Annotated in this window: 26 protein-coding genes; 13 read left to right on the top strand and 13 right to left on the bottom strand. The window is 68.8% G+C overall.

The window, feature by feature from the left end; genetic code table 11:
• Positions 1–302, bottom strand: a 302-nt coding sequence (locus NA12_RS30085) for a biotin/lipoyl-containing protein (RefSeq protein ID WP_303752515.1), incomplete at its 3' end; no start/stop codon positions are given.
• A gap of 232 nt (positions 303–534) precedes the next feature.
• Between NA12_RS30085 and NA12_RS30080 the strand changes: the two genes are divergently transcribed.
• Positions 535–885 carry an oxidoreductase gene (locus tag NA12_RS30080; protein ID WP_067459120.1) on the top strand — a complete coding sequence of 117 codons (351 nt, stop codon included), beginning with the start codon at positions 535–537 and terminating at the stop codon, positions 883–885.
• Here NA12_RS30080 and NA12_RS30075 read toward each other — a convergent pair whose 3' ends face one another.
• Positions 886–2,394: a leucyl aminopeptidase gene (locus NA12_RS30075; RefSeq protein WP_067459117.1), complete on the bottom strand. Its 1,509-nt coding sequence runs from the start codon at positions 2,392–2,394 to the stop codon at positions 886–888. It lies immediately after the preceding gene.
• Between the two features lie 137 nt (positions 2,395–2,531).
• Here NA12_RS30075 and NA12_RS30070 point away from each other — a divergent pair, with 137 nt between their 5' ends.
• The 6 genes from NA12_RS30070 (at position 2,532) to NA12_RS30045 (ending at position 9,723) form a co-directional block, all read left to right on the top strand.
• Positions 2,532–3,317 carry a hypothetical protein gene (locus NA12_RS30070; RefSeq protein ID WP_067459161.1) on the top strand — a complete coding sequence of 262 codons (786 nt, stop codon included), beginning with the start codon at positions 2,532–2,534 and terminating at the stop codon, positions 3,315–3,317.
• A complete protein-coding gene (locus NA12_RS30065; protein WP_067459115.1) occupies positions 3,314–4,399 on the top strand; it encodes a hypothetical protein in 1,086 nt (361 codons plus the stop codon). The genes NA12_RS30070 and NA12_RS30065 overlap by 4 nt, the downstream gene beginning before the upstream one ends.
• Entirely contained in the window at positions 4,396–5,877 is a 1,482-nt protein-coding gene (locus NA12_RS30060) for a hypothetical protein (RefSeq protein WP_067459112.1), read from the top strand. Before NA12_RS30065 ends, NA12_RS30060 begins: the two co-directional genes overlap by 4 nt.
• Positions 5,874–7,178: an AAA domain-containing protein gene (locus tag NA12_RS30055; protein ID WP_132370306.1), complete on the top strand. Its 1,305-nt coding sequence runs from the start codon at positions 5,874–5,876 to the stop codon at positions 7,176–7,178. Before NA12_RS30060 ends, NA12_RS30055 begins: the two co-directional genes overlap by 4 nt.
• 194 nt (positions 7,179–7,372) lie before the next feature.
• Positions 7,373–9,352, top strand: a complete 1,980-nt coding sequence (locus NA12_RS30050; protein ID WP_243655136.1) for a sensor histidine kinase — start codon at positions 7,373–7,375, stop codon at positions 9,350–9,352.
• Positions 9,349–9,723 carry a DUF742 domain-containing protein gene (locus NA12_RS30045; protein ID WP_067459105.1) on the top strand — a complete coding sequence of 125 codons (375 nt, stop codon included), beginning with the start codon at positions 9,349–9,351 and terminating at the stop codon, positions 9,721–9,723. The genes NA12_RS30050 and NA12_RS30045 overlap by 4 nt, the downstream gene beginning before the upstream one ends.
• A gap of 25 nt (positions 9,724–9,748) precedes the next feature.
• Here the strand turns inward: NA12_RS30045 and NA12_RS30040 are convergent, their stop codons facing one another.
• The 4 genes from NA12_RS30040 to NA12_RS30025 form a co-directional block, all read right to left on the bottom strand.
• Positions 9,749–11,212 (bottom strand): MFS transporter, encoded by a 1,464-nt coding sequence (locus NA12_RS30040; protein ID WP_067459102.1) that lies wholly within the window; start codon positions 11,210–11,212, stop codon positions 9,749–9,751.
• A gap of 128 nt (positions 11,213–11,340) precedes the next feature.
• Positions 11,341–11,808 carry a MarR family winged helix-turn-helix transcriptional regulator gene (locus tag NA12_RS30035; protein WP_067459099.1) on the bottom strand — a complete coding sequence of 156 codons (468 nt, stop codon included), beginning with the start codon at positions 11,806–11,808 and terminating at the stop codon, positions 11,341–11,343.
• Between the two features lie 124 nt (positions 11,809–11,932).
• The gene (locus NA12_RS30030) at positions 11,933–13,888 is read right to left on the bottom strand and encodes a GMC family oxidoreductase (protein WP_067459096.1); all 1,956 of its coding nucleotides are present in this window, start codon (positions 13,886–13,888) and stop codon (positions 11,933–11,935) included.
• Positions 13,889–14,001: 113 nt separating this feature from the next.
• A complete protein-coding gene (locus tag NA12_RS30025) occupies positions 14,002–14,424 on the bottom strand; it encodes a carboxypeptidase-like regulatory domain-containing protein (protein WP_132370304.1) in 423 nt (140 codons plus the stop codon).
• Between the two features lie 213 nt (positions 14,425–14,637).
• Between NA12_RS30025 and msrA the strand changes: the two genes are divergently transcribed.
• Complete coding sequence (msrA, locus tag NA12_RS30020) at positions 14,638–15,153, top strand: peptide-methionine (S)-S-oxide reductase MsrA (RefSeq protein ID WP_067459090.1); 516 nt, start codon at positions 14,638–14,640, stop codon at positions 15,151–15,153.
• Between the two features lie 108 nt (positions 15,154–15,261).
• Complete coding sequence (locus NA12_RS30015; protein WP_067459087.1) at positions 15,262–16,245, top strand: hypothetical protein; 984 nt, start codon at positions 15,262–15,264, stop codon at positions 16,243–16,245.
• A gap of 53 nt (positions 16,246–16,298) precedes the next feature.
• Here NA12_RS30015 and NA12_RS30010 read toward each other — a convergent pair whose 3' ends face one another.
• On the bottom strand, positions 16,299–16,547 hold the full coding sequence (locus NA12_RS30010) for an excalibur calcium-binding domain-containing protein (protein WP_067459084.1): 249 nt from the start codon (positions 16,545–16,547) through the stop codon (positions 16,299–16,301).
• Positions 16,548–16,659: 112 nt separating this feature from the next.
• Between NA12_RS30010 and NA12_RS30005 the strand changes: the two genes are divergently transcribed.
• Both NA12_RS30005 and NA12_RS34785 read left to right on the top strand, forming a co-directional pair.
• The gene (locus tag NA12_RS30005) at positions 16,660–17,397 is read left to right on the top strand and encodes a hypothetical protein (protein ID WP_243655135.1); all 738 of its coding nucleotides are present in this window, start codon (positions 16,660–16,662) and stop codon (positions 17,395–17,397) included.
• Positions 17,387–17,698 carry a hypothetical protein gene (locus NA12_RS34785; RefSeq protein WP_243655134.1) on the top strand — a complete coding sequence of 104 codons (312 nt, stop codon included), beginning with the start codon at positions 17,387–17,389 and terminating at the stop codon, positions 17,696–17,698. The genes NA12_RS30005 and NA12_RS34785 overlap by 11 nt, the downstream gene beginning before the upstream one ends.
• Positions 17,699–17,758: 60 nt before the next feature.
• On the opposite strand, the gene NA12_RS30000 is transcribed toward NA12_RS34785, so the two are convergent.
• A complete protein-coding gene (locus NA12_RS30000) occupies positions 17,759–18,412 on the bottom strand; it encodes a nucleotidyltransferase domain-containing protein (RefSeq protein ID WP_067459080.1) in 654 nt (217 codons plus the stop codon).
• A gap of 83 nt (positions 18,413–18,495) precedes the next feature.
• Complete coding sequence (locus tag NA12_RS29995) at positions 18,496–20,121, bottom strand: bifunctional phosphatase PAP2/diacylglycerol kinase family protein (RefSeq protein ID WP_243655133.1); 1,626 nt, start codon at positions 20,119–20,121, stop codon at positions 18,496–18,498.
• 115 nt (positions 20,122–20,236) lie between these two features.
• On the opposite strand from NA12_RS29995, the gene gcvT reads away from it, so the two are divergent.
• Both gcvT and NA12_RS29985 read left to right on the top strand, forming a co-directional pair.
• Positions 20,237–21,337: a glycine cleavage system aminomethyltransferase GcvT gene (gene gcvT, locus NA12_RS29990; protein WP_067459077.1), complete on the top strand. Its 1,101-nt coding sequence runs from the start codon at positions 20,237–20,239 to the stop codon at positions 21,335–21,337.
• A 55-nt stretch (positions 21,338–21,392) separates the two neighbouring features.
• Positions 21,393–22,490, top strand: coding sequence for a branched-chain amino acid aminotransferase (locus NA12_RS29985; protein ID WP_067459074.1), 1,098 nt, complete (start codon positions 21,393–21,395; stop codon positions 22,488–22,490).
• 40 nt (positions 22,491–22,530) lie between these two features.
• Here NA12_RS29985 and NA12_RS29980 read toward each other — a convergent pair whose 3' ends face one another.
• The 4 genes from NA12_RS29980 to NA12_RS29965 all read right to left on the bottom strand — a co-directional run bounded on the left by NA12_RS29980 (position 22,531) and on the right by NA12_RS29965 (position 25,898).
• Positions 22,531–23,244 (bottom strand): MBL fold metallo-hydrolase, encoded by a 714-nt coding sequence (locus NA12_RS29980; RefSeq protein ID WP_067459071.1) that lies wholly within the window; start codon positions 23,242–23,244, stop codon positions 22,531–22,533.
• A 133-nt stretch (positions 23,245–23,377) separates the two neighbouring features.
• Complete coding sequence (locus tag NA12_RS29975; RefSeq protein WP_067459068.1) at positions 23,378–24,127, bottom strand: adenosylcobinamide-GDP ribazoletransferase; 750 nt, start codon at positions 24,125–24,127, stop codon at positions 23,378–23,380.
• Positions 24,128–24,221: 94 nt separating this feature from the next.
• The gene (gene cobT / locus NA12_RS29970; protein WP_067459065.1) at positions 24,222–25,301 is read right to left on the bottom strand and encodes a nicotinate-nucleotide--dimethylbenzimidazole phosphoribosyltransferase; all 1,080 of its coding nucleotides are present in this window, start codon (positions 25,299–25,301) and stop codon (positions 24,222–24,224) included.
• A 75-nt stretch (positions 25,302–25,376) separates the two neighbouring features.
• Positions 25,377–25,898 (bottom strand): bifunctional adenosylcobinamide kinase/adenosylcobinamide-phosphate guanylyltransferase, encoded by a 522-nt coding sequence (locus NA12_RS29965; RefSeq protein WP_067459062.1) that lies wholly within the window; start codon positions 25,896–25,898, stop codon positions 25,377–25,379.
• Between the last annotated feature and the right edge of the window lie 45 nt (positions 25,899–25,943).

The following is a 25,943-nucleotide window of genomic DNA, read 5'->3' as shown; positions in this document are numbered from 1 at the left end:
TCCGGCGCCGGCTCGGGTGCGGCGGGCGCGGAGGCGGGCTCAGGAGCGGTGGCGGGGGTTTCGTCGGCATCGCTGATCACGCCGAGCTCACCGCCGACCTCGACGATGTCGTCTTCCTGGGCGACGATCTTGGAGAGCACGCCCGCGGTCGGCGACGGGATCTCGGTGTCGACCTTGTCGGTGGAGACTTCGAGCAGCGGTTCGTCGACCTCGACCGTGTCTCCTTCCTGCTTCAGCCACCTGGTCACCGTGCCCTCGGTGACGCTCTCACCAAGGGCTGGCATCTGGACGGAGAAGGCCATGTCCTCTGACTCCTCTGAGTGTGTACCCGGCGGACATCCGTCGCGGGTCGCGGCTTGCGTCCACCCCGCCGGTATCGGCGGAGCACCCGGGAAACGTTGGTTCTTGTTCCGGCAACCATCCTTGCACTCGTCCGTCGCGGGTGTAGCGCAGGGCGTCGATCCGGGCGAAGCTGGCACCATGGAATGTACGGCGGTGAGCAGAATTCCGCCGGAACGGAGGAGGTCGAGCCGGATGGGTTTGCTGGATCGTTTCCGTGGTGGGCGCGGTGCGAGCAGGTCAGGCGCGCGCGAGACCGCGTCGGAGGTGAAGGCCTTGGGGGAGTGGGCGCGGACGCGGCGTGGGGTCGAAGCCTTCGTCGAGCCCCGAACAACTGTGACTGATGTCACAGCTGTGCTGGTGGCCGCTGACGGGGAGTGGACCCGCCGCATCGTCGGTGAGAAGGGCGCGCGGCGGTTGGCCGGTGCCTTGAAGATTCCGGTCTACGACGTGAACCGCACCGGCTATCCACAACGTATGCGCGACTTCGACGCCCGCCGCCGCATCGAGGAGCGGCGGGCTCGCGAAGCCGAGTTGGAAGAGTGACTACTCCGCGCCGATCTCCTCGATCACCGTGATGAGCGTGCGCACCGGAACGCCGGTGCCGCCCTTGCCGATGTAGCCGAACGGCCCGCCGGTGTTGTAGGCGGGACCCGCGACGTCCAGGTGAGCCCACTGCACGCCCTCCGGCACGAAGTCCTTGAGGAACAGCGCGGCCGAGAGCATGCCGCCCCAGCGGTGCGGTGCCACATTGGCCAGGTCGGCGACTTTGGAATTGAGGTCGGCGCGCAATTCGGCGGGAAGCGGCATGGCCCAGCCGTTCTCACCGACCGAGCGCGAGATCGCGGCGACGCGGTCGCGGAACTCCTCGGTGCCCATCACTCCCGGGGTGCGGGTGCCGAGCGCGACCATCTGCGCGCCGGTGAGGGTGGCGACGTCGATCAGGTAGTCGGGCTCGTCCTCGACCGCGCGCACGATGGCGTCGGCCAGGATGAGCCGGCCCTCGGCGTCGGTGTTGATGACCTCGACGGTGGTGCCGCCGTACTGGGTGAGCACGTCACCGGGGCGCTGGGCGGTAGCCGATGGCATGTTCTCGGCCATCGGGACCGTCGCGGTGACGGTGACCGGCAGGCCCAGGCGCGCGGCCAGCAGCACGGTCGCGATGACCGCCGCGGCGCCCGCCATGTCGGAGGTCATGTTCTCCATGTTGGCGGCGGGCTTGATCGAGATGCCGCCGGTGTCGAAGGTGACGCCCTTGCCGACGAGCGCGATCTTCTTCGCCCCGCCCGCGTAGCTGATCCGGATCAGTCGCGGCGGCCGGGACGAGCCCTGACCGACGCCGACGATGCCGCCGTAGCCGCCTGCGGCGAGCGCGTTCTCGTCGAGCACCTCGACCTCGAGGCCCGCCGCTTCGGCGAGCAGCCGGGCCCGCTCGGCGAACTCGGCGGGGTAGAGCGCGCTCGGCGGGGTGTTCACGAAGTCGCGCGCGGTGGCGATGGCCTCGGCGACCAGCTGGGCGCGCAGCAGCTCTAATGCGTCGAACTCCGGTTCGGGCACCAGCAGTTCGAGGCGGACCACCGGGCGCTCGTCCGGCTTGGGCGCGCTCTTGGATTTGAAGGTGGAGAAGGTGTACGCGCCGAGGTAGAACCCTTCGGCCGCCGCACCGAGATCGATGCCGGACAGGGTGGTGGCGACGAGTTCGGTGCCGCTGAGCGCGCGTCCGGCGACACCGGCGCTGCGGCGCACCTGTTCGGCATCGATCTTGTCGGCCGCGCCGAGTCCGACGGCGAGCACGCTGGTGACGTCGGCCAGGGCGGCGGGCGCGGGCACCCGGGTGAGTTCCTCGGGCTTGCCCTTGGCGCCGACCGCGCCGAGGGCGTCCAGCAGTTCCGCGCGGACCTCGGCGGTGAGCACGTCGCCGAACAGGTCGGCGGGGACGATGGCCGGTCCGTTCTCCGAGGAGGTCAACCCGATCACCAGCACGTCGGTGTCCGCGGTGATGGTTTCGGTGCGCGCCAACTCCGGTCCGAGTGAACGATCTGCAACAGCTGTCATTGCCCCAGGTTATTCGGTCGCTATCGGTGCTCGCATCACGAGTCCGGCTGTGCCGGTGCGCGGTGTCCCCGTAGGCCCGCGACCGAAATACTGGGAATTACTGGACAATACTGGTAGCTGTGGATACGCTCCGACTCGTGACGGACTCGGCCGAAGAGCTGGAGGTGCGCATCTCCGGTTTGCGGGCCGAGGTGCGACGGGCGGCCGCCGGTGGGGATCGGGCCGGGGCGCGGCAATTGCGCGCCGCTCTGCGCAGGGCCGAGTTGGCCTGGGACGCGGCGGTTCTCGGCTCGATGCCGGAGGAGGCCGCCGAGGCGCCGGGGGTTCCGGTGCGTGAACATGTGCATCGCGCGTTGACCCTGCTCTCGGTACCGTCGTCGCCGAAACTGGTGCTCGCCACGCACGAGGCTTTCTTCTCCGGTGAACTGCTGCCCGCCCGGCTGACGAGCCTGCGTCGCGACGAGGAACGGTCTTTTCGATCGGCGCCGTACGCCCGCCCGTACTACCTGTGCGCGGCGCTCACCACCGATCTGCTCGCACCGGCGCGCGGACTGATGGCGGTGAGTTCGTGGCCGCTGGAACGGCGAATGGTCGGCCCGTTGAGTCCGCGGGTGGGGCTGCTGGTGTCGGCAATTCGCCTGGCTGAACACCTTTCGGCGCAGCCTGCGGGAGATACGTCGGGATTGCGCGTATTGTGGCGGCTCGCCGTGTCGATTCCTGGCATCTCGACCGCTCCGGATTCGCTCGACCCGGCCGAGGTGATCGAGGCCGCGCGGCGCGAGCTCGCGGTGCACGAGGACGAGGACGCGAGGCAGCGCACTGCGGCGGCGCGTCGGGCGGCGGATCAGCTGGCGGATCCGGCCGCACAACTATTCGGTGTTCGGCTCGGCGTAGCCGATCGGCGACGAATCGAGGTGAAATGAGCACTCTCGCAGCACAGTTGGACGAGTTGCGCGGCGAAGTCCCCGCGACCAGGCACAATGCCCGTACCATCGCCGCGCTGACGGCCAATCCCGGATGTGCCCGCCGCGCCCTGCTCGACGCGGCCGCGGTGGACAAAACCGTGATAGCCCAATCATTGGGATTCCCGCCACAATTCGGTCAGTCCCAATTCGCCATTACCCGCGGCAACGCGTTCGAGGCGATGGTGAAGGCGAACGGCTGCGCGGAATTGCTCGCCCTGTTGCGCGACAAACTCGGCCTCACGATCCCCGAAGTCGCCTACCACGACCTGAATTCGGTGGGGGAGAACACCGGCAACGCGGTGCGTTATCAACGCACCAGGCAATTGTTGAAGAGCGCGATCGCGGCGGGCGAGGGCACCCTGTTCGATCACCCCATGCTGCGGCTCGATATCGCCGGTGCGACGGCCTATCTCGAACCCGATGTGGTGGCCGTGCAATTGGACGGCAAGTTCCATGTGGTGGAGGTGAAAGCCTTCCCGGTGATCGACGGACAGGCCGACCCGGCGCAGGTCGCGGCGGCCGCGCGGCAGTCCGCGGTGTATGTGATCGCCCTGCGCGAGCTGATGGCCGAGATCGGTGAGTCACCGGAGATCGTGTCGCACAATGTGATTCTGGTCTGCGCGCGGGATTTCTCGAATCGGCCGACCGCCGAACTCGTCGATCTGCGTAAGCAACTCGCCACGGTCTCGCGTCAATTGACCAGACTCACCGCGATTCCCGACCTGCTCGCCCTGCTGCCGCCCGAGGCCACCTTCGCGCCGGGCGAGAACCTCGAGAAGACGATCGCCGCCATTCCGGCTCGCTACGCGCCCGAGTGCATGTCGAGCTGCGAACTCGCGTTCGCCTGCCGCGACGAAGCCCGCACCTGCGGTTCGGTGGATGCGTTGGGTCGTGGGGTGTGCGATGTGGTCGGGGGGATCGAGAACATCCACACTGTGCTCGGCCTGGCCGACGGGACACTGGAACCCGGCCCCGAACACGCCGACATCACCGCCATGCTGCGCACCGCCCATCGGCTGCGATGGGAGATCGCCGGATGAGCGTGCTGGCGGCCCTGGCCAAGGCCGAGGCCGTACGGGCGGGCCGGGCGCAGGCTACCGCGGCGGTACGCCACCTCCACCTCGCCGAGCGCCCGCTGGTGGCGGTGCCGTTGCGGCTGGCGGGGGAGGCGGCGGCGCCGGTGGCGATCATGATCGGCACCTCGGTCGGCGATCAGAACGTACTGACGGTGCCCCAGCCCCGCGACCGGGTGCTGCGGTTGCGATTCATCGAGCAACTGGCTGATGTTGTGCTGCCCTATCTTTCGACGTTTCTCGTCGAGACCGAGGAGCTCACCAGCAAGGCGGGCGAGACCTACACCCGGTGCCTGGACGCGCCCCAGATGTGGACGCCGAACCCCGGCGGCGTGAATTTCCTGAAGCTGCTCGGGCGTTCGGTGCGGTTTCACCGGGTGGAGGGGGACAACCCGGTACCGGCGTCGATTCCGCTGCTCGGACGGTGGCTCACCTGGTTCGGTGATCGGGCCGAACATCCCGGTTCGGCGGTGCTGCCCGCGATGACGACAGTGCTGTCCGCGCATTGGGCGTCGGGCCAATCCGCCCTCGAAGACGGCAATCTCGCGGCCCTGCTCGGCTGGATCGACCCGCCGCCGGGGTTGACCGGCGCGCAAGCCGCCGCCATGGCGGAGGATCCGCTGTTGTCGCCGCCCGCCGGTCCGGCCACCGACCCCGGCTTCGACAACGAGGAACTCGCGCCGCTGATCGCCGCCTACAACGCCGCACTCGACGACTCGGCCAGATCTGTCGCCGCCGAACGGCTAGAGCGCTCGCTGCGCGGCCAGCTCGAACCCACCTGGCAGCTGATGTGGCGCTCGATCGAGCTGCTGAGCGCGCTGCCCGAAGGCGCCAGCGTCGAGAACCGGTGGACCGATGATCGCGGCGCGTTCTCCCGCTTCGCCGCCGATGTCGCGGAGGGGGTTCCGCAGGCCAGACGCGATTCCGCCGTTCCCGCGGTGCGCAGACTGCTCGAGCGCGAACGGGCGCTGGAAGCTCTGCAGGGGCAGTGCGCTTTCGATGATCCGCTGCGCATGCTCGAGCATCGCGTCAGCGGAGCGGCGCTGCGTGGCACCGTCACCCACAGTGAGCCCGAGCGACTCGATCGCACCGGGTCGCGCCCGAAACTGCGCCCGCACATCCATATTCGCACCACCGACCCGTTCCTCGCCGTGGTCGGGGAGGAGCTGACCTGCGTCGAGCGGCCGAAACAGTCGGGGCTCGTCGTCGAGGTCGACGGTGACACGATCGTGCTCGAACTATCGGGGGGAATGGGGCGCAAGCTCGTCGCCGAGCCGGGCAGCGTTCCCGAGGAGGGTGATGACCTCGGCTTCGCCCGCTTCAAACCGACACCGTTCAACGGGATGCTGAATCTGCCCGCGCGCGAGGAGACCCCGTGGACCCACGGCGGTCCGCCGCCGGAATGGACCCCGCCGACCGACGAGGAAGCAGACGAACTCCAGTGACCACACCGGACGAGGCCGTCGCGGGAATTCTCACCGACCTGCGCGATGAGAGTCATCGCGCGATCGTCGTCGACTCCCCGCCGGGCGCGGGCAAGTCGACGCTGGTGGTGCGGGCGGCTCGCCAGCTCGCCGAGGACGGCGATCAGCGGATGATCGTCGCGCAGACCAACGAGCAGGTCGACGACCTCATCGACCGGCTGGCCGCCGCCGACCCCGCGCTACGGATCGGGCGGTTGTCCAGCGCGGCCTACGTGGTGAGTGATCGCGTGGACCGGCACGGCAATGTCCGGGTCGCCAAGCAGCCCGGCGACCTCGCCGACCGCACCATCGTGATCGGCACCGCGGCCAAGTGGGCCACCATCACCGAGGGCAGTTGGTCGCACGCGATCATCGACGAGGCGTACCAGATGCGCTCGGACATGTTGCTGCGCATCGCGAATCGGTTCGATCGCGGGCTGTTCGTGGGCGACCCGGGCCAGCTCGACCCGTTCGCGACCGTCGAGACCGCGCGGTGGGCCGGTCTCACCTGGGATCCGACGATGAGCGCGGTGAGCGTGATGCTGGCCAACAACGACCACATCCCCACCCACCGGCTGCCGGTGTCCTGGCGGCTGCCCGCGACCGCGGCGCCGGTGGTGTCGACCGCGTTCTATCCCTTCACCACCTTCCAGTCCGGTACCGGATTCGGCGACCGGCGAATGGATTTCACCACTCGCGGCATGGGTGGGCCGGTCGACGCGGTGCTGGAGGAAGCGGCCGAATCCGGTTGGGGCTGGTACGAACTGCCTGCCCGGCACACCCTGCGCACCGATCGTGACGCCGTGGCCGCGATCGCGGAGATCGCGGAGCGGCTGATCGAACGCGGCGCCACCGCGCACTCCGAATCCGGCAGCCGCCCGGTGACCACCGAGCGGATCGCGATCGGTACCGCGCATCGCGACCAGGCCGATGCCATCCGCACCGCCCTGCGCGGCACCCGCGCCGAACCCGTCACCGTCGACACCGCCAACCGGCTCCAGGGGCGCGAATACGACGTCACCCTGGTGCTGCACCCACTCTCGGGGCGCCGCGACGCCAGCGCCTTCCACCTGGAGGCGGGTCGGCTGTGCGTGCTGGCTTCTCGGCATCGCCACGCCTGCATCCTCGTCGGCCGGGCGGGAATCCCCGAACTCCTCGACGCCCACCCCTCCGCCGACCCGGTGCACCTCGGGGTCCCGGTGAAGTTCCCCGATGGCTGGGAGGCGAATCAGGCGGTGCTGAGTCACCTGTCGAGGCATCGTGTCCGCGCGGCGGCGCGATAGTGACACCGCGAGTCACCCGTATTCGGCGCCACGGGTTCGCCTGAAATTAAGGGTGTTTCGACATTCGGCGACCTGGCACGCGCGGTCGGGTAGTCGGATACTCTCACGGCGAGACACGCGTGGCGGTGGCCCATGATCGGCGCCTGCCCGCAGCGGAGCGCCGTGGTGTTCCGGGGAGTGGAAAGATTTCAGATTTGACGATCAGGCGTACCGGTGTTCGTGGCCGGGTCAGTGTGCGTATTCGATTGCTGTCGATGGTACTCATCTCCAGCATCATGCTGCTGGTGGTCGGCGGCGGCGGCGCGATTTATCTGGTGAATTCGGCACGGGATTCCACCGATTGGGCCGAATTGGCGGGCAGTACCGCCGCGCCCGCGGTTCTGATGGTGTCGGCATTCCAGGAAGAGCGCAGGCTATCGCTGCTACGGCTGGCCGGTGACGTTTCGTCGGCTGCCGAGTTGGATGCCGCCAAGCAGCGTTCCGACGAGGCGCTCGCCGCGGTGCTCGCGAAAGGCGATGCCGCTCGCGCGCTGAATCCCGACGGTTCCCGCGAGGATATCGAGGGTTACAACAAGCTGTTCGCGATGGTGCCGGTGGTGCGTCGGGGCGTCGAAGCCACGCAGGTTCCGGCCGAGGAAGTGTTCGCGTTGTACACCGGCGTGATCGGCACGATCATCGCCGCGTCGATGCTGGCCGCCCGGGTGGCGCCGACGGCGAAGGTCGGCATCGAATTGGGTTATGGCGTCGACCAATTGCGGGCGGCCGAGGCGCTGTCGCAAGCGGACACGCTCGGCGCCGTCGCGTTGACCACCGCGACGATGAGTAGTGCCGCGCTGATCGATTTCGGCCGTCGGGTCGGTGAATTCCGTGGTGAGGCCGCCTATTCGGCGACCGTCCTGAAAGGACGGCGCCTGGCACAGCTTTCCGAGATCACCACGAGTTCACAGTGGCAGCAGGTGATCGCGATGCAGGACGCGGTGCTCCTGCGCGGACCTGTCACCGCGAAGGACACCGAAACCGAACTTCCGATCAGTCTGGCGCAATGGCAGGACGCGTCGAGGTTCGTCGCCCTGGCACTGCAGGAATTGTGGAAAGGCCAGAGCGCGGACGCTCACGCGATCGCCAGGAAACAGGGCGAACGAGACACCGACAGCGCGCTGCTCGGCGGTGCGCTGATCGCGCTCGCGGCGGTGGCCGCCTTCCTCGTCGCGTTGGTGATGGCGAATCGGTTCATCGAACGGATGCGCCGACTGCGCCGCGACACCCTCGAACTGGCCGATGAGCGGCTACCCGAGGTGATGCGCAAGGTCGCGGCAGGCGAAGTCGTCGACACCACGGCGCAGGGCTCACGCCTGGATTTCGGCACCGACGAGCTCGGTCAGGTCGCCGCGGCGTTCAACCGCGCCCATGTGGCCGCGATGTCGGCCGCGGTCGCCGAGGCCCAGACCAAGGCGGGGATCAGCACGGTCTTCCTCGACATCGCGCACCGCAGCCAGGTGGTGGTGCACCGCCAGCTCGCGCTGCTCGACCGCGCCGAGCGGGACGAGAGCAATGCCGATCAGCTCGATCTGCTGTTCCAGCTCGACCATCTGGCCACCCGGGCCCGGCGCAACGCCGAGAACCTCATCATCCTCGGTGGCGAACAGCCGGGTCGGCGGTGGCGCAAGCCGGTCCCGCTGATCGAGCTGGTGCGCTCCGCGGTCGCGGAGAGCCTGGACTACACCAGGATCGCGGCCAAGCAGATGCCGGATGTGCGTGTCTCCGGGCACGCTGTCGCCGATGTGATCCACCTACTCGCCGAGCTGATGGACAACGCGACCGCCTTCTCCCCGCCCGAGACCCAGGTCGTGGTGTCGGGGGTCGTGGTCGGTCGCGGGGTGGCGGTGGAGGTCGTGGACCAGGGCCTCGGCATGTCGGAGACCGACGTGGCCGACCGCAACGCGATGCTGGCCGACCCGCCCGCGTTCAGCGTCGGCACGCTGGCCGGAACCTCGCGGCTCGGTTTGTTCGTGGTCGCCACGCTGGCGGGCAGGCACGGTATCTCGGTGCGGTTGTCGGAATCGGTCTACGGCGGCGTGCGGGTGGTGGTGCTGATCCCGTCGGCGCTGGCCGAGGCGTCCGATCCCGAGTCGGCGATCTCGGGCCAGTTCCCCGCGGTCGCGCCGCGACCATGAGCGACGATCGCGAACACTGGTACGAGGACGAGGCGGGTCCGATGGTGCGGCTCTACGCCGTCACCGGCGGGCGCTCCAAGGCTCCACGCCACGACCTGGAGCTCACCACGCTGCTGGTCGACGCGCGTTCGGGCATGCGCTCGCGCCTGATCGCCCCCGAATACGACATGATCGTCACGCTGTGCCGCACGCCGCTGTCGGTCGCCGAGGTCTCCGCGCATCTGCGCCTACCCCTGACCTCGACGAAGCTGCTCATCGGCGATCTGATCGACGAGGGCCGACTCCACGCCCGCGCGCCACGAAACCAGACGAGCACCGCCCCGGACATCGATGTCCTGCGGGCGGTGCTCGCCGGGATCAAACGGTCTTAGACCGATTGTCGCGTAGGGGAATTCGTCAGGCCTTCGCCACCGACACCGACCGCGTCGACAGGTTCGCGAGTTCGGTATCGAGATCGGTGGGCTCGGCCGGTCGGCGTGGAATGGTCAGCGCGACACCGGCGGCGACGAGCGCCACCACGGCGCCGATCAGCAAGCCGACATGGAAACCGCGCTCCGACGGCACGGCGTGCCCGGCGAAGTCGGTCGTCATATTGGCCAGCACCACCCCGACCACGGCGGCCGAGACCGAGGTGCCGAGCGAGCGCATCAGCGTGTTGATGCTGTTGGCGGAGGCGGTTTCCGACAGCGGCACCGCGCCCATGATCAGGGCGGGCATGGCGCCATAGGCCAGGCCGACACCGATGTTGGTGATGCAGACCATCGTCATCAGGCCCCAGGTCGAACCCATCAGCACGGCAGACGACCCGTAACCGATCGCGATGACCAGTGCCCCGACCGCGAGGGTGACCCTGGGGCCGCGCGCGGCCGACAGTTTCGCGCCCGCCGGTGACAACGCCATCATCATCAGGCCACCCGGCGCCATCCACAGACCCATCCCCAGCATGGTTTGTCCCATGCCGTGGCCGGTGGCCGCGGGCAACTGCATCAACTGCGGCACGATCAGCGCCTGGCCGTACATGGCGAAGCCGACCAGGACCGATGCGATATTGGTCAGCAGCACCTGCGGTCGCGCCGTGGTGCGCAGATCGACGAGCGGGTCGCCGGTCCGCAGTTCCCACCATCCCCACGCGGCCAGGGTCACCGCCGAGGCGGCGAACAGCCCGAGGGTCGTGGTGCTGGTCCAACCCCACCCGGCGCCCTTCGACACCGGCAGGAGCAGGAAGACCAGTCCGGCGCCGAGCCCGGCCGCGCCGACGAAATCGAACCGTCCACCCGCGTCACCGCGCTTCGCCTCGGTCGGCACCAGGATCGCGATGAGTACGATGACCAGCGCGCTCAGTGCCGCCGCGGCCCAGAACAGGACCCGCCAGCTCGCGTATTGCGCGACCGCGGCCGCCACCGGCAGACCCAGCGCGCCACCGACGCCGAGCGAGGCGCTCATGAGCGCGATCGAGGAACCGAGCCGCTGCGGGGGGAGCACATCGCGCATCAGGCTGATCCCCAATGGGATCAAGCCGACTCCCATGCCCTGGATTCCGCGTCCGATCAGCATGGGAACCAGCGAGGAGGACATGGCGGCGACGGCGGCGCCCACGATCAGGAATCCACCGGAGACCAGCAGCATGCGGTGTTTTCCGTACAGGTCGCCGAGCTTGCCCGCGACCGGGGTGAACACCGCGCCGACGAGCAACGTCACCGTGATCACCCAGGAGGCATTGGCGGCGCTGGTATCGAGCAGGCTCGGCAGTTGGCCGATGATCGGCACCACCGCCGTCTGGGTGATCGCGGCGACGGTGCCGCCGAACGCGAGGACGCCGACGACCACTCCGGGTCGGGCCTCCTTTTCCGAAATCGCCACGTACTGCTCCCATCGACGAGCTAACTATGTACAGAGCACAAGATATGCATGCTGCATTAGATGTGTATCTTACACATAACTGGGCATGCGGAATCCATCGAGGAATCGTGATGTCGGTCGCAGTCGGGCTAGTGATCCGCGGGCAGGGTCGTGAGGGGGCGTGGCCAGTACTCGCCGGACCGGCGTTCGATATCGATGTTGAATCGCCGCAGGTAGTCGACGAACGCGGCCACATCCTCGGCGGACCAGTCCTCGAGGATGGAATCCAGGGCGTCGACGATCAGTGCCCGTTCGGCATTCAGCCGGCGCTCGCCCTTGGTGGTGACCCGAAACTTGCGCGCCATCCCGCCCTCGGGATCCGGAATCCGCTCGACCAGGCCGGTGCGCATCATGGCGGCGGTCTGCCGATTGAGCGTCGAGGCGTCCAGACCCAGCGCGTCGCTGAGCTGCCCGATGGACATCAGCCCGCCCATCCGCAGTCGGCTCAGCAAGATGTAGGCGCTGCGGTCCATGGCGTCGGACCCACGGCGCGACCTCAGGCTGTGACGGCCGAGCAGCATGGTCTCGAACTCGACCAGGTGCGTCGCCTTGTCCATCTCAGCCCCTTCCACGAGTGGCGCGGTTCTACCGCATATGTACCTGCCATATTACGTGTCCACTACACATCCGGGACAGCGCGGCCGCCCCACCGGCCCGTCGGCCGCCGGGGCATCTCGGGTGCTAGCGCAGTCGGGCCGCGAGCCGTTTCGCGTTCATGTAGCCGATCGCCTCGATGGTGACCATCGGGTTGACGCCGGGCGCGGTGGGGAAGCTCGACCCGTCGGCCACCACGATGTTCGGCACGTCCCAGGTGGCGCCGTCCGGGTCGGTCGCCGAGAGCTCCGGCGTGCCGCCCATCCTGGCCGAGCCCATGATGTGCAGGGCGCCCATCGAACACTGGCCGGGTCCATAGCCCGCCTTCGCGGCGGCGGCGTCGAACTCCGCCAGCGAGCCGCGCGTCCCCGGCTCGAACGAGACGCCTGCCTGGTGTCCGGAGTAGATCTCGCGCGCCCCGGCGGCTTCGAGAACCGAGGCAGCGCCGACGATGCCGGTGTGCAGATGTGCGGCGTCGTAGTCGGACAGGCGGTACTTCACCACCGGTTCACCGCCGCCGTCGATCGACACCGAGCCCGGATCCCGGTCGCGGGTGATGACGCCGACGGAGCTGGTTCGCGTGAAATCGAGCAGGCGGGTGCGATATTCGCCCGCGCCGCGCCAGTTCATGAAGCCCGTCGCCAGGCCGGGGTGATTGGGGCCGGTTTCGTAGATGACGCCGTACCCGTTGCCGTCGAGATCGGCGTGGTGCCTGCTGATCCGGGCCTGCAGCGCGCCCTCCCACGGCCGGATCTCCTCCTCGAACACGCCGAACACCGCGGCCGCCGGATGCAGGCGCAGATGCTGTCCGATGTTCTTGTTGCGCAGGCCGGATCGTCGCAACAGCGCCGGTGTCTGGATCGCCCCCGCGGCGACCACGACCGCCTTGGCGCGCACCGTGATCTCGACCCCGGCGGCGGTGACGGCCGAAACCGATTCGGCCCGGCCCGCTTTCACGGTGATCGCGCGGACATCGGCGTCGACCACCAGGCGCGCCCCGCGCTCGGCCGCATCAGCGAGCCAGGTCTTGGTCGCCGACTGTTTGGCACCGACCCGGCAGCCGTAACCACAACGCCCACATTCGATCCCGGCGTCGCAGGCATCGCTGACATTGCGTGGCAGGGTGTCGACGTCCCAACCCAGCGCACGCGCGCCGCGTTCGAGAATGCCGTCGCGCGCCGAGAGGGGCGATTTGGCGTCGGTGACGCCGATCCGCTTCTGTACGGCGGCGAGCGCGTCGCCGAACTCGTCGGAGGCGAACTGCGCCACGCCGGTCTCGGCCCATTCGGCGCGCACCGAGTCGGGTGTCGGTAGTGAGGTACTCCAGTTGACCACGGTGCCGCCGCCCAGGCAGGACCCCGCGACGAGCGTGATCTGGCCTTCCGCCGACGCGGCGGGACCGGGCGAATACAGGCTGGTCAGCGCGTCGAGTTCGCCGTTGCCGAAATCCTGGTCGTCGTAATAGTTGCCGCGTTCGAGCACGATCACGTCCAGGCCGGCCTCGGCCAGCACCGCCGCCGCGGCGCCACCACCGGCACCGGAGCCGACCACCACGACATCGCAGTCGAGCGCGGTGGATTCGGTGAACCGCAGTGGCGACAGCGGCGGTTTCGGCGCGGTCGCGAGCCGCCCGGCCGGGGCCGGGTAGTCGAGCCGCGTCCACAGCGGGTTGACCCCTGTGGGGCCGGGGCTCACGTTGTAGGCGAGCAGCGACGCCTGTTTGAGCGCCTGGAAGATCGCACGGGCCGGGGCCAACTTGGAATCGGCCAGACGCAGCAGGGCCGCCTCGCGTCGAGCCTGCGAGAGCTTGGAGAACCGGCGCAAGCCGTTGCCGGTGATCAGGCCGAAAGCGACGGAATCCCACATTCCCAACAGCGTTGCCAACTGCTTCTGCTCGGCTTCGCGAGGGTTGCGCCCCAGAATGCGGAAAATCGTATCGACCGCGCCGATCTCGGTCGCGGCGGGCAATCCGAATTCGTCGCCAGGGAGGAACGTATCGCAGATCATGCCCAGCGCGGCTCGCTGTTCGGCTGTTGGCTCCATAGCGGAAACCACCCCTTTTCACTCTGGGGTGAGTTGTATCACGGGACGCGCGAGCGCGCTGCGGGTCAACGAACTCCGGGCCGGGCGGTGATCGCCCGGCCCGGCAGTCCAGATCAGTCCGCGGTGAACTGGATCGTTTTGAGCGAGGGCGTCGGCAGATCGATATCGGCCTTGGTGACCGAGCGCGTCGCCGAGCTGTTGCGATAGGCGGTGAGCCGATAGCGGCCCGGTTGGAGGCCGCGGAAACTCACCTGACCGTTGACGCTGGTGGACATGTGCCGGTGGATGGAGTCGCCACACGCGTCGATGCCGGTGAGGACGATCTTGCCGCCCGCGATCGGCGCGCGGTTCGTCGCGGCGATCAGCACCGCGTCGATCTGACCCGCGGCCGTCGGACCGGCCGCTCGGACGCCCTGGTCGTTCTGGCGCGCCTGTCGTAGTTCCGCGCAGGGCCCCGCGTTCTGCGCGATGGTGTCGTCCGCGCCGGGATGCGCCGACGCGCTGCCCACCGCCGACCCCATCAGAGCTGTTGCCACCAAACCGATCGCCAAACACTGGGAAATGACAAACCGTGGCATCGCGCCGTCTTCCTCCTGCTTCCTGGATGACCCTGAAAGTGCATGTGGACATTGCTGAGGTAACGCTCGGGCGGCAACAATACTGACGGGAATTCCGGTGCGAACACCGGTGTTCCATAGAGACGGTTGTGGCCGATTCGTGCGACCGTAGACCCTTATGAAGGAGGATGTGTGAGCGACACTCGTAAGGCGATTCTGGCCGGTGGATGCTTCTGGGGCATGCAGGACCTGATCCGCAGGCAACCCGGCGTACTGGCCACCAGGGTCGGCTATACCGGTGGGACCAACGACAATCCGACCTATCGCAATCATCCGGGCCACGCCGAGGCCGTCGAGATCGAATACGACCCGGCGGGGACCGATTACCGCGCGTTGCTCGAGTTCCTGTTCCAGATCCACGATCCGACCACCAAGGATCGCCAGGGCAACGATCTCGGCGACAGCTACCGTTCCGCGATCTTCTATCTCGACGATGATCAGCGCCGGATCGCCCTCGATACCATCGCCGACGTCGACGCCTCGGGCCTGTGGCCGGGCAAGGTCGTCACCGAGGTCACCCCGGCGAGCGCGTTCTGGGACGCCGAGCCCGAGCACCAGGACTACCTGATTCGCTACCCCGATGGCTACACCTGCCATTTTCCTCGCCCCGGCTGGAAACTCCCGAAGCGCGAGAACACCGACAAGTAGCGTTTTCCATATGTCATGATCGGCTGTGTCGGCGTGACCGTGACGTCGGATCGGAGTACTCATATGAGCGGCATCGGCCGTCTCGAAGGATGAGGGGAAGCGATTCGGATGACATATGGACAGCAGCAGCCCGGCTATCCCCCGGCGGGACCGACGCTCAGCGTCGGTGACGCCATCGGATACGGGTGGACGAAATTCAAGGACAACGCGCTCGTGTGGATCGGGATGGTGATTGTCGCCTTCCTGATCCAGGCGGTGATCAGCTTCCTGTTCGGACTCGGAAACACCGACACCGACTATGACGGCGGTGTCAGTTTCGGATTCGGAGTGTGGCGGATCATCGGCACCATCGTGAGCTCCGTGATCGGCTATCTGATCTCGGCGGCGTTCGTGCGGGGCTCGCTGCACGAAACCGATGGGAACAAGCCCAAATTCGGGTCGTTCTTCCAGTTCACCAATGTGGCCGCGGTGATCGTGGCGGGTCTGCTGGTCGGTCTGGCGACCGGTATCGGCCTGGTGCTGTGCATCGTTCCCGGCCTGGTCGTCGCCTTCTTCACCTGGTGGACGATGCAGTTCGTGATCGATCGCGATCAGGACGGTGTCACCGCGATCAAGTCGAGCTTCGCGGCGATCTCGAGCAACGCGGGAACGCTGCTGCTGTTGGCGCTTGCGCTGTTCGGCATCAATATCGTCGGCGCGCTGCTGTGCGGTCTCGGCCTGCTCGTCACCATTCCGTTGACGATCATCGCCTCGACCTACGCGTACCGGGTTGTCACCGGTGGGCCGGTGGCCGGTGCGGCGACGGCTCCGGAACCGGGATATCCGCAGCAGTACGGCGGGCCCGCGGGCGGATTCGGCGGGCAGCCGGGGTACGGCGGTCCGGCGACCGGGCAGGGTTACGGCGGCCCCGGCTACGGCGGTCCCGAAGGTGGACCGGGTTACGGCGGGCCTGCCGGTGGTCCCGGTTACGGCGGTCCCGGCGCCGGTGGCCCGGGTACGGGCGGACCGGATTACGGCGGCACCGGGTACCCCGATGGTCCTGACCCGGGCAAGCCCGGTGACCAGGGCTGGGGGCCGGAAGGCAACCGCTGACAGTTGCTCACGAGGGGCGTGCGATGTCGTTCATCGCACGCCCCTCGTGCTGTTCACTCGCAGCCGATGCCGTCGCCGTCACGGTCGAGGCCGTAGTCGTCGGGGCCGATCACCGTGACGCGGCCGGTATAGACGGGGCCGTTGCCGCTGCCGCCCTCGCAGTCCACATCGCTGACGATGGGCAGGCACGGGCTGTAGGAGGCATGGCATTTCGAGGGCTGCGCTGCGGCGATGGTCGGCGTGGCGATCGCGAACGCGAAGGCGGCGACGGCGGCGGAACCGAGGGTTACGGCGTACTTCATTGTGCTCCATTCAATTGTCCAGCGGCGCACAGTGTTTCACGGATGGGCGATTTGTCGGACGTTTGCTTGTCGGTACCTGCCGGTAATGTCGGGGCTCACGGACAAAGGGGGAATGATGCGGGGGAAGTGGCGGGCGTGGTCGTGGTGGACGCGGGGCGCGGTGATCGCGCTCGCGCTGGTTCTGGTGGTGACATTGCCGGTGGTGGGGGTGGTAGTCGCGCTGCTGACGCACAACATCGGCGAACAGTCCGAACAGGCACGCACGCGCGGCAAGGACGCGGTCTGGCTCGGGCACGCGTGGGTGGACGGGCGCAAAACCGACGCCGATATCGACGGACTCGGGAAATTGCTGGCGGGTACCGGAATTCGGGATCTGTACGTGCATACCGGCCCCTTGGAACATGACGGAAGTCTGCGCGACGAACTCGCGCCGCGGGCGCACTGGTTCGTCGACGCGGTGCACGCGCGATTACCGGGGATTCGGGTGCAGTCGTGGCTGGGCGATCTCGTGCGGCCCGAATACGACGGCCTGGATCTGGAATCGGCGGCGTCGCGCGAGCGGGTGGTGGCATCGGCGCGGCGCGTGCTCGCCTACGGGTTCGACGGGGTGCACTACGACCTCGAACCCCGTTCGGTCCGGATCGCCAGGTTTTCTCGCGCTGCTCGACGCGACCCGGGGCGTGACGTCGGCGGCGCGCGTCCAACTGTCGGTGTCGGCGCCGGTGATCGATCCGCTGCCGGGATTGCATTCGGTGGGTCTGGCCGTGGCCGATCACGGGAAATGGTGGAGCCGGGCGTATTTCGCCGAGGTCGCCCGCCGTGTCGATCAGGTGGCGGTGATGTCCTATGACACGGCGATGCCCACCCGCGCTCTCTACAGCGGATATGTGGCGCAGCAGACCGAACTGGCCGCCGAGGCGACACCGGACGGTGTCGATCTGTTGATGGGTGCGCCCGCCTACTGGGCGGACGACCGAGGGCATCGCGGGGCTGCCGAGACGGTCGCCGCCGCGGTCCGGGGGATTCGTCTCGGTCTGACCGACGTCGACGTCGGCCGGTCGAGTTTCGGGGTGGCCATGTACGTAGATTTCGCTGCCACACCGCAGGATTGGGCCGACTATCGCCGTGATTGGTGTCGGATGGCCGAATGAGTTCGACAGACCGTTCGCGCTCTGGATCGGTGGCGTGGTCGCTTGTTCTCGGTGTCCGAATTATTCCGGGGGCGTGATGTCGGCCGGTGCCCAGATCTCGGTCAGCCATGGGTGATCCGGGTGCAGCCGGGTGAGCCAGGAATGGAGGCGGGCGAGTCGGTACCCGGGGAGTAGGGGGTGGATGCGGCGAAAGTCGTTGTGGTCCTTGGGACGGTCGGCTTTGGCCTTGAACAGCAGCACGACCTCGGGGACGAGATAGGGGATGCCGTGGGGAGTGGTGCCGATGAGTTCGGTGTAGGGCAGGGTGATCGTGGGGTCGCGGCGGCAGATCCAGGTGTCGCCGTCGTGCGGTTCGCGGAAGACATCGAGATGGAAGGCGCCGGTGAAGGGGTCGCGCAGCCAGGTCTGGTGGAGCTCGGGGGCGGAGGCCGCCAGAGCATAGGGCCACAGCTCGCCGCTGCCGACGACATCCCATTCGTATTCGGGGAAGGCGGCCGCGAGCTCGGGGAAATCCGCTCGGGGGACGGTGATTTCGATGTCGTCGTGCGCACGGGAGATCGCGCCCGCGAACAGGTCGAGGGCCCAGCCACCCGCGACGGCCCATGGCACCGGGCAGGCGGCGAGTCGGGCGGCGACCACACTCGGGGTCCACGGGTCCCAGCGGCGGGCGGCTTCGGTTGCGGTGATCGGACGTCCCCCGTCCGGCGAGCTCATCTGTCCATCCTCGATACCCGTGGCCTGGGGCGCAAGGCTGTTGTGGGCGATGGTGATCGAGACGAGACGGGTTTGTGAGAAAGTCAGCGGCGGCGGTCGGTGAGCCAGGCCAGGGGGCGGCGATGGTGCGGTCGTGGGCGGTTTTCCCAGCGCGGGTTGTCCTCGTCGCGACGGTAGGTCGGGATCCGGCCCGCGACGGAGAAGTCGAAAGTGGTTGCGATGCCGACCACTTCGCCGTCGGCGGCGACGGCGACGGGAGTTCTCGAGGTGACGGTGAGCTCGTGCATCTGACGTTCGCCGTAGACGCGGCTGTGCCCGATCGCGGCGAGCATCAGGGCGATGACGGCGCGCGTGCGGGAGAACCGGACGTCGGCGCGAAGCCAGCGGACGTCGAGCAGGCCCTCGTCGAGGCGGGACCGGAAAGCCGGTACCGCGCCGTGCGGGTGGTAGGGGCCGTTGCCGATGAACAGGAACCACATGTCGTGCCAACGGTCGTCGAGCCGGATGTGGATCGGTTCCGCGCGGCGCAGGGTGACGACGAGGGCGGCGGCGAAGGCGGGCCACTTGCCCCAGCGGTCTTCCCACTTCTCGCGCAGCCGGACCAGTTCGGGGTAGGCGCCGATGCTCGCGGTATTGATCCAGTGGTGCTGATACGGGCCGTCGGCGGTGTCGAATTCGACTGCGGCGATGTCGACTTCGACGGCTTCGCCGGCACCGGTGGCATCGGCCACCTCGCGCAGGTCGTAGACGCCGAGGTCGCGAGCGAAGTGATTGAGGGTGCCCGCCGGGATGACCACCAGGGGCAGGTTGTTGCGGATCGCGACAGCCGCCGCCGCGGCGATGGTGCCGTCGCCGCCCGCGGCGCCGACCGCGAGGACCGACGTGTGCTCAGCCGACGCGCCGACCGCGGCGCCGACCGCGAGGACCGACGTGTGCTCAGCCGACGCGCCGACCGCGGCGTCGACCGCCTCCTGCAGCAGCTCGACCGCGTCGCGGCCGGGTTCGGTGCGCACCAGCCCCGCCGCAGGCAGGGCTTGCGCGATGTCGTCCGTCGGGTCGTAGGAGGAGTCGCCCGAGCGTGGATTCACCAGGAGCAGCAGACCTTTGCCGTCGGCGAGGATCGGCGCGTCGTGCACGACGTGTGCGTCGGCCTCGTCGGATTCGCGAATCGGCCACCAGCGGCGGGTGGTGAGCGCGATGGCGGTGCCGACGCCCGCGCCGACCAGCACGTCGGAGGGCCAGTGCGCGCCGGTGTGGATACGCGAATAGGCCACGGCGGCCGCCACCGGCGCCACCGCGAGCGCGGTGCGCGGGCTCTCCAGGGCGACGGCCGTGGCGAAGGCGGCCGCATTGGAACTGTGGCCGGACGGGAACGACGATGACACCGGCGCGGTGACCAGCCTGCGACCCAGCGGCATCAGTTCGGCCGGTGGCCGACGCCGTGGGATCAGGGTCTTGAGTACGAGGTTGACGACGAAGCTGCTGCCACCCAGCGCGATGACGCCGCGCAGCGCGGCCCGCCGTGGCGGACCGGGCTTCACCGCGAGCGCCGCCGCCACGGCAAGCCACAGGCCGCCGGTATTGGCCGACCGGGTCAATCGCAGCATGCCGCGATCGACCACCGATTCCGGGATGCGGGATACCGCCCGGCTCATCGTGTCGTCGATCCGGGCGACATGGCCGAAGCGTGCTCGGGGCAACTCACTCACAGTTTGAACACTACCGCCGTTGGGCGTCACGATCTTTCGACGCGGACGACCTCGCCCCCAGATCTCGATGGCGGGGGCGGGAAGTAAAGGGGGCCGCGCCCGATAAACTCTGCCCATGACCGACACCGTGCTGCTCGATGGCCCCATTCACGCTGTGCACGTCGAACTCGGTGCCACCTTCGCGCCGTTCGGTGGGTGGCAGATGCCCGTGCAGTACGCGGGCACGGTCGGCGAGCACACCGCGGTGCGCACCACGGTGGGACTCTTCGACGTGAGCCACCTCGGCAAGGCGACGGTGGCGGGTCCGGGAGCGGCGGCTTTCGTGAACTCGGCGCTGACCAACGACCTGGATCGGATCCGGCCGGGCAAGGCCCAGTACACCCTGTGCTGCGCCGAGGACGGCGGCGTGATCGACGATCTGATCGCCTACTACGTCAGCGACGACGAAGTGTTCCTGGTACCGAACGCGGCCAACACCGCGGCGGTGGTCGCCGAATTGCGCAAGGTCGCTCCCGAGGGGATCACCGTCACCGACCAGCATCGCGACTACGCGGTGTTCGCGGTGCAGGGGCCGAAGGCCACCGAGGTGCTGACCGCGCTCGGCCTGCCAACCGAGATGGAGTACATGGCCTACGCCGACGCCCAGTGGCAGGGCCGCCCGGTGCGCGTGTGCCGAACCGGCTACACCGGCGAGCACGGCTACGAACTGCTGCCCGCCTGGGCTGACGCGGAACCGCTGTTTCGCGCCCTGATCGCGCAGGTCGAGGCCGAAGGCGGTCAGGCGGCCGGACTCGGCGCGCGCGACACCCTGCGCACCGAGATGGGTTACCCCCTGCACGGACACGAACTGTCGCTCGATATCACCCCGAACCAGGCCCGCACCGGCTGGGCCGTCGGCTGGAAGAAGCCGGAATTCTGGGGTAGAGCCGCGCTCACGCAGGAGAAGGCCGACGGCCCGCGCCGTACGCTGATGGGACTGAAGGCACTGGACCGCGGCGTGCTGCGCCAAGGTCAGACCGTGCTCCGCGACGGCGTACCGGTCGGCGAGACCACCTCGGGGACGTTCTCACCGTCGCTGAAGGTCGGCATCGCGCTGGCACTGCTCGACACCGACGCGAACCTGGAACCCGGCGACGAGGTGGAGGTCGACGTGCGTGGGCGCAAGCTGCGCGCCGCGGTCGTCAAGCCCCCGTTCGTCGACACCAAGACCAAGTAACTCCCCCGTAGTGGGGGCGAGACAGCACCGAATCGGCCCGGATAGGATTCTCACCATGACAGTCGCCGCACAGTTCACCCGTATCCCGCACCCCGCGCCCGTTCCGGCGCCGCGGCGGGAAGAGGTACTGGCGGCCCCCGGTTTCGGACGGTTCTTCACCGATCACATGGTGTCGATCGACTACGCCGACGGCCAGTGGGGCAACGCGCGCGTCGAACCGTACGGCCCGCTCTCGATGGACCCGGCGACCATGGTGTTCCACTACGGTCAGGCGATCTTCGAAGGGCTCAAGGCCTACCGCCAGCCCAACGGCGAGATCGCGACCTTCCGCATCGACGCCAACGCCGCGCGGTTCCGCCGCTCGGCCGCGCGCATGGCGATGGCCGAACTACCCGAAGAGCTGTTCATCGAATCCGTGCGTCAACTGCTCGATGTGGACGCCGACTGGGTGCCCGCGGCAGGTGGCGAGGACTCGCTGTACCTGCGCCCGTTCATGTTCTCCACCGAAGCGGGCCTCGGTGTGAAGCCGGCTTCGGCGTACAAGTACCTGCTGCTCGCCTCGCCCGCCGGGGCCTACTTCCCGCGCGGTGTGAAGCCGGTGCGGGTGTGGCTCTCGACCGAGTACGTGCGCGCGGCTCCCGGCGGCACCGGTGAGGCGAAGGTGGCGGGCAACTACGCCTCGTCGCTGCTCGCGCAGGCGCAGGCCACCGACGAAGGCTGTGACCAGGTGGTCTGGCTGGACGCCTGCGAGCGTCGCTACGTCGAGGAAATGGGCACCAACAACCTGTTCTTCGTGTTCGGCACCGGGTCGGAAGCGCGCCTGGTCACCCCGGAACTCTCGGGTTCGCTGCTGCCCGGTATCACCCGCGACTCGCTGCTCACTCTGGCGGCCGACTCCGGGTACCCGGTGCAGGAGCGCAAGATCTCGGTGGAGGAATGGCGCGAGGGTGCCGAATCCGGTGAGATCAGTGAGGTCTTCGCCTGTGGGACGGCGGCGGTGATCACGCCGGTGGGCTGGGTGAAGTCCGGGACGGGTGAATTCGCTATCGGTGGTGGCGAGCCCGGTGAGGTGACGATGGCGCTGCGGGATACGTTGACCGGGATTCAGCGGGGTACTTTCGCCGATCGGCATGGGTGGATGCAGACGCTGTAGGGGATCCGGGGCCCGGCCTGGGCCCCGGACCGGGGGTGAGTCAGCCCGGCATCAGGGCTTGCCATTCGGTGAGGGACTTCGGGCGCAGGACGTAGTTGGTGTCGCGGACCGAAGCGAGGGGGGCGCTGGGGGCTTCGGAGTACCAGTGGCCGGGGTAGACGACCGGGTTGCCGTCGAGGGCGGCCAGTTGGCGCAGGCTGCGGAACATCTCGTCGGTGTCGCCGCCGGGGAAGTCGGTGCGGCCGCAGCCGTCGATGAACAGGGTGTCGCCGGAGATGAGGCGGCCGTCGAACAGGAAGCACTGGCTGCCGGGGGTGTGGCCGGGGGTGTGGAGTAACTCGACCTCGAAGGCGCCGACTGTCACCTTGTCGCCGTGGTCGTGGCCGGTCAGCTCGCTGGGGGCGATACCGGTGGTCTGGGCGACCCAGTCGAGTTCGAGTTTGTTGACATGCACGGCGACGCTGGTCTTCTCGAGCAGCTCGGCCACGCCGCCGAGGGTGAAACCGAGCATGGTGCCACCGACATGGTCGGGATGGTGGTGGGTGGCGAGCACGCCGGATACGCGCATGCCGTCGGCCTCGGCGACGTCGACCAGGTCGGCCGCCTGGTAGGCGGGGTCGACCAGCAGGGTCTCGCCGGTCTCCCGGTCGCCGATCAGATACGCGAAGTTGCGCATCTGCGTGGCGATCGGATCGCCGACGGCGTAATCCCGGCCGGACAGCAGCTGGCGGAAGTAGAGGCGCTCGGATGACATGCGCTCCACTGTATTGCCACCGGTGTGCTGGCGACGCACCCGAGTACCGTTGACCGGACGGTCTGTGGGAGCACACAATCGCCCATATCCTGGACTTGTGACCAGTACGAATTTCCGGTAATCGAGCTATCCGCTATAACGCCAGTGAGAAGCCCGCTGCGGCAATCGAAACCGTGATCTCCACGACTGTGCCGAGAATATCTCCGGACAGACCTTCGAAACGGCGCACACAATGGCGGGTGAGCGCGGCGGCCATCGCGAGGGCGACGATCACGACAACGGGGCCGACCCAGAGGTTGCCCGGAACCGCCGCGAGCGCGGCGCCGACGGCGAGCGCGGGCCAGATCAGCACGGCGGCGCGCGGCTGCGTGCCCGCGACCAACGCACCGAAACCGGCGTCGGGGGCGGCGGGGATGCCGATGCGGCACACCGGCACGACGGCGACTCGGCCCGCGGTGACGGCGAGGGCGAGGGCGAGCCAGCGATGCTGATCGGCCAGTGTCGCGAAGGCCACCGCTTGGACGGCGATGGCGAAAACGAGCGCGGCCACGCCGAACGGGCCCGCCCCGCCGGACTTCATGATCTCGCGGGCCCGCCGGGGTGGTCCGTAGCTGCCGAGCCCGTCGACGGTGTCGGCCAGGCCGTCGAGGTGCATCCCGCGGGTGAGCAGGGCGAGCAGGCCGACGACGAGGAAACCGGCGAGCAGCGTGGTCATGCCGACGCTGACCAGCAGCCAGAGGGCGGCCGCCGCGACGGCTCCGAGCGCGAGACCGATCAGCGGGGCGAGGGTGATCGCGTGGCCCGCCGTGCGCCGGTCGACCGTCGCGGGCCCGGCGACCGGGACGACCGTCAGCCAGGAGACCGCCAGCCGTAGCGCGTTCACGCGGGGCTCCGATCCACGACAGGGTGCGTCGGCCCCGCGAAACCACCCGGGGCGGGGGATTCGGTGCGGATCACGGCGGCCGCGTTCGCAGCGCTCACTTGGCCAGGTCGATGGCGTCCGATTTCTCGGCCGAGGTGCTGACGCCCGCGTCGGCGAAGGTGGACATCTCGGCGAGGGTCGCGACCGCGGCGCGCAGGATCGGCAGGGCGGTCAGGGCGCCGGAGCCTTCGCCGAGGCGCATCTCGAGGTCGATCAGCGGGGTCAGGCGCAGGTGCTTCAAGGCCAGGTCGTGGGCCGGTTCGGTGGAGCGGTGAGCCGACAGCCACCAGTCCCGTGCACCCGCGGCGATGTCCTCGGCGACCAGGGCGGCGGCGGTCACCACGACGCCGTCGAGCAGCACGGGCGTGCGGCGGATGGCCGCCTGGGCGAGGAAACCGGCCATGGCGGCGAAGTCGGCGCCCGCGGCGACGCGGAGCAGGTCGACGGGGTCGGTGGCGACGGGGCGGGCGCGGCGCATGCCGTCGCGGATCGCGGCGACCTTGCGAATCCAGCCCTGGTCGTCGACGCCGGTGCCGCGCCCGACCGCGGCGACGGGTTCGGTGCCGGTGAGCGTGGCGATGAGGACGGTGGCCGGGGTGGTGTTGCCGATGCCCATGTCGCCGGCGATGAGCAGGTCGGCGCCCGCGTCGATCTCCTCATCGGCGATCGCGCGACCGGCGGCCAGCGCGGCGGTGACCTCGGCGTCGGAGAGGGCGTCCTCGCGGTCGAGGGAACCACTCGAGCGGCGTACCTTGTGCTGCGACACCGAGGGATCGGTGTCGCTGGCAACGGCGATATCGACGACCCGCACGGTCGCGCCCGCGACGGCGGCCAGCGCGTTCACGGCCGCGCCGCCGGCCTGGAAATTGGCCACCATCTGCGCGGTGACCTCGCTCGGATACGCAGAGACACCGTGCTCGGCCACGCCGTGATCGCCCGCGAAAAGCACCACCCTGGCGCGTTCGAACTGCCGGGGCGGGCACACGCCCTGGCACGCGGCGACCCAATTGCCGAGTTCCTCGAGCCGTCCCAGCGATCCGGCCGGTTTGGTGAGCTGCGTCTGGCGCTGCTCGGCCGCCGCGCGCACCTGCGCGTCCGGGGCCGCGACCGGGTCGAATCCGTGCGTCACTGGCATGCCTTTCGGAGGTGGTACAGGGTGTTCGACGCTCATCTTGCCCGGATCACGGTGCGCGACGGCGACCGGCCCGGCTCATTTCAGTCGAATCGGCAGCCCGGCGACGATGAGATACGCCTCGTCGCATGCCCGCGCGAGACGCTGGTTGAGCGTGCCGATCTCGTCGCGGAACAGCCGCCCCGAGCGGGTCGCGGGGATGACCCCCATCCCCACCTCGGGCGATACGATCACCAGTCGTTGCCGATACGCCGCGACGGCCGCGACGAGCTCGTCGCAGTCCGGTGCCACGGTGCCGCGCGGAGCATCCCATGCCCCGCGGGCATCGAGGCGGGCGGTGATCCAGGTGCCGATGTCGTCGAGCAGGGTCGCGGGGGTCTCGGTGGCGAGAACCGTCGCGGGTTCGATGTTCTCGACGGTGGTCCAGTGCGCGGGACGACGAGCGCGGTGGACGGCGATCCGGTCACCGAAGTCGAGATCGGCGAGGTCGAGAACGGCGGTAGCCAGGTAGCGAACCGCGGGCGCGTCGGTCAGCAGGGCCTCGGCATAGGCCGACTTGCCGGACCGCGCACCGCCGAGAACGAGGATGCGAGTGGACATCCGAGCACCGTAACCGCCGACTGGTCGCGCGGGAACAGGGGTGAC

Origin of the sequence: Nocardia alba NBRC 108234, from assembly GCF_001612665.1 — a bacterium.
GTDB classification, from domain to species: Bacteria; Actinomycetota; Actinomycetes; order Mycobacteriales; family Mycobacteriaceae; genus Nocardia; species Nocardia alba.
This window is presented reverse-complemented; position numbering and strand designations above follow the sequence as displayed.

Bases quoted from the DNA above. Each gene is read 5' to 3' on its own strand.
- NA12_RS30080 (WP_067459120.1), top strand. From the start codon at position 535: ATGGGTTTGCTGGATCGTTTCCGTGGTGGGCGCGGTGCGAGCAGGTCA.
- NA12_RS30075 (WP_067459117.1), bottom strand. From the start codon at position 2,394: ATGACAGCTGTTGCAGATCGTTCACTCGGACCGGAGTTGGCGCGCACC.
- NA12_RS30065 (WP_067459115.1), top strand. From the start codon at position 3,314: ATGAGCACTCTCGCAGCACAGTTGGACGAGTTGCGCGGCGAAGTCCCC.
- NA12_RS30060 (WP_067459112.1), top strand. From the start codon at position 4,396: ATGAGCGTGCTGGCGGCCCTGGCCAAGGCCGAGGCCGTACGGGCGGGC.
- NA12_RS30045 (WP_067459105.1), top strand. From the start codon at position 9,349: ATGAGCGACGATCGCGAACACTGGTACGAGGACGAGGCGGGTCCGATG.
- NA12_RS30035 (WP_067459099.1), bottom strand. From the start codon at position 11,808: ATGGACAAGGCGACGCACCTGGTCGAGTTCGAGACCATGCTGCTCGGC.
- NA12_RS30030 (WP_067459096.1), bottom strand. From the start codon at position 13,888: ATGGAGCCAACAGCCGAACAGCGAGCCGCGCTGGGCATGATCTGCGAT.
- NA12_RS30015 (WP_067459087.1), top strand. From the start codon at position 15,262: ATGACATATGGACAGCAGCAGCCCGGCTATCCCCCGGCGGGACCGACG.
- NA12_RS30010 (WP_067459084.1), bottom strand. From the start codon at position 16,547: ATGAAGTACGCCGTAACCCTCGGTTCCGCCGCCGTCGCCGCCTTCGCG.
- NA12_RS30005 (WP_243655135.1), top strand. From the start codon at position 16,660: ATGATGCGGGGGAAGTGGCGGGCGTGGTCGTGGTGGACGCGGGGCGCG.
- NA12_RS34785 (WP_243655134.1), top strand. From the start codon at position 17,387: ATGTCCTATGACACGGCGATGCCCACCCGCGCTCTCTACAGCGGATAT.
- NA12_RS30000 (WP_067459080.1), bottom strand. From the start codon at position 18,412: ATGAGCTCGCCGGACGGGGGACGTCCGATCACCGCAACCGAAGCCGCC.
- gcvT (WP_067459077.1), top strand. From the start codon at position 20,237: ATGACCGACACCGTGCTGCTCGATGGCCCCATTCACGCTGTGCACGTC.
- NA12_RS29985 (WP_067459074.1), top strand. From the start codon at position 21,393: ATGACAGTCGCCGCACAGTTCACCCGTATCCCGCACCCCGCGCCCGTT.
- NA12_RS29980 (WP_067459071.1), bottom strand. From the start codon at position 23,244: ATGTCATCCGAGCGCCTCTACTTCCGCCAGCTGCTGTCCGGCCGGGAT.
- cobT (WP_067459065.1), bottom strand. From the start codon at position 25,301: ATGCCAGTGACGCACGGATTCGACCCGGTCGCGGCCCCGGACGCGCAG.
- NA12_RS29965 (WP_067459062.1), bottom strand. From the start codon at position 25,898: ATGTCCACTCGCATCCTCGTTCTCGGCGGTGCGCGGTCCGGCAAGTCG.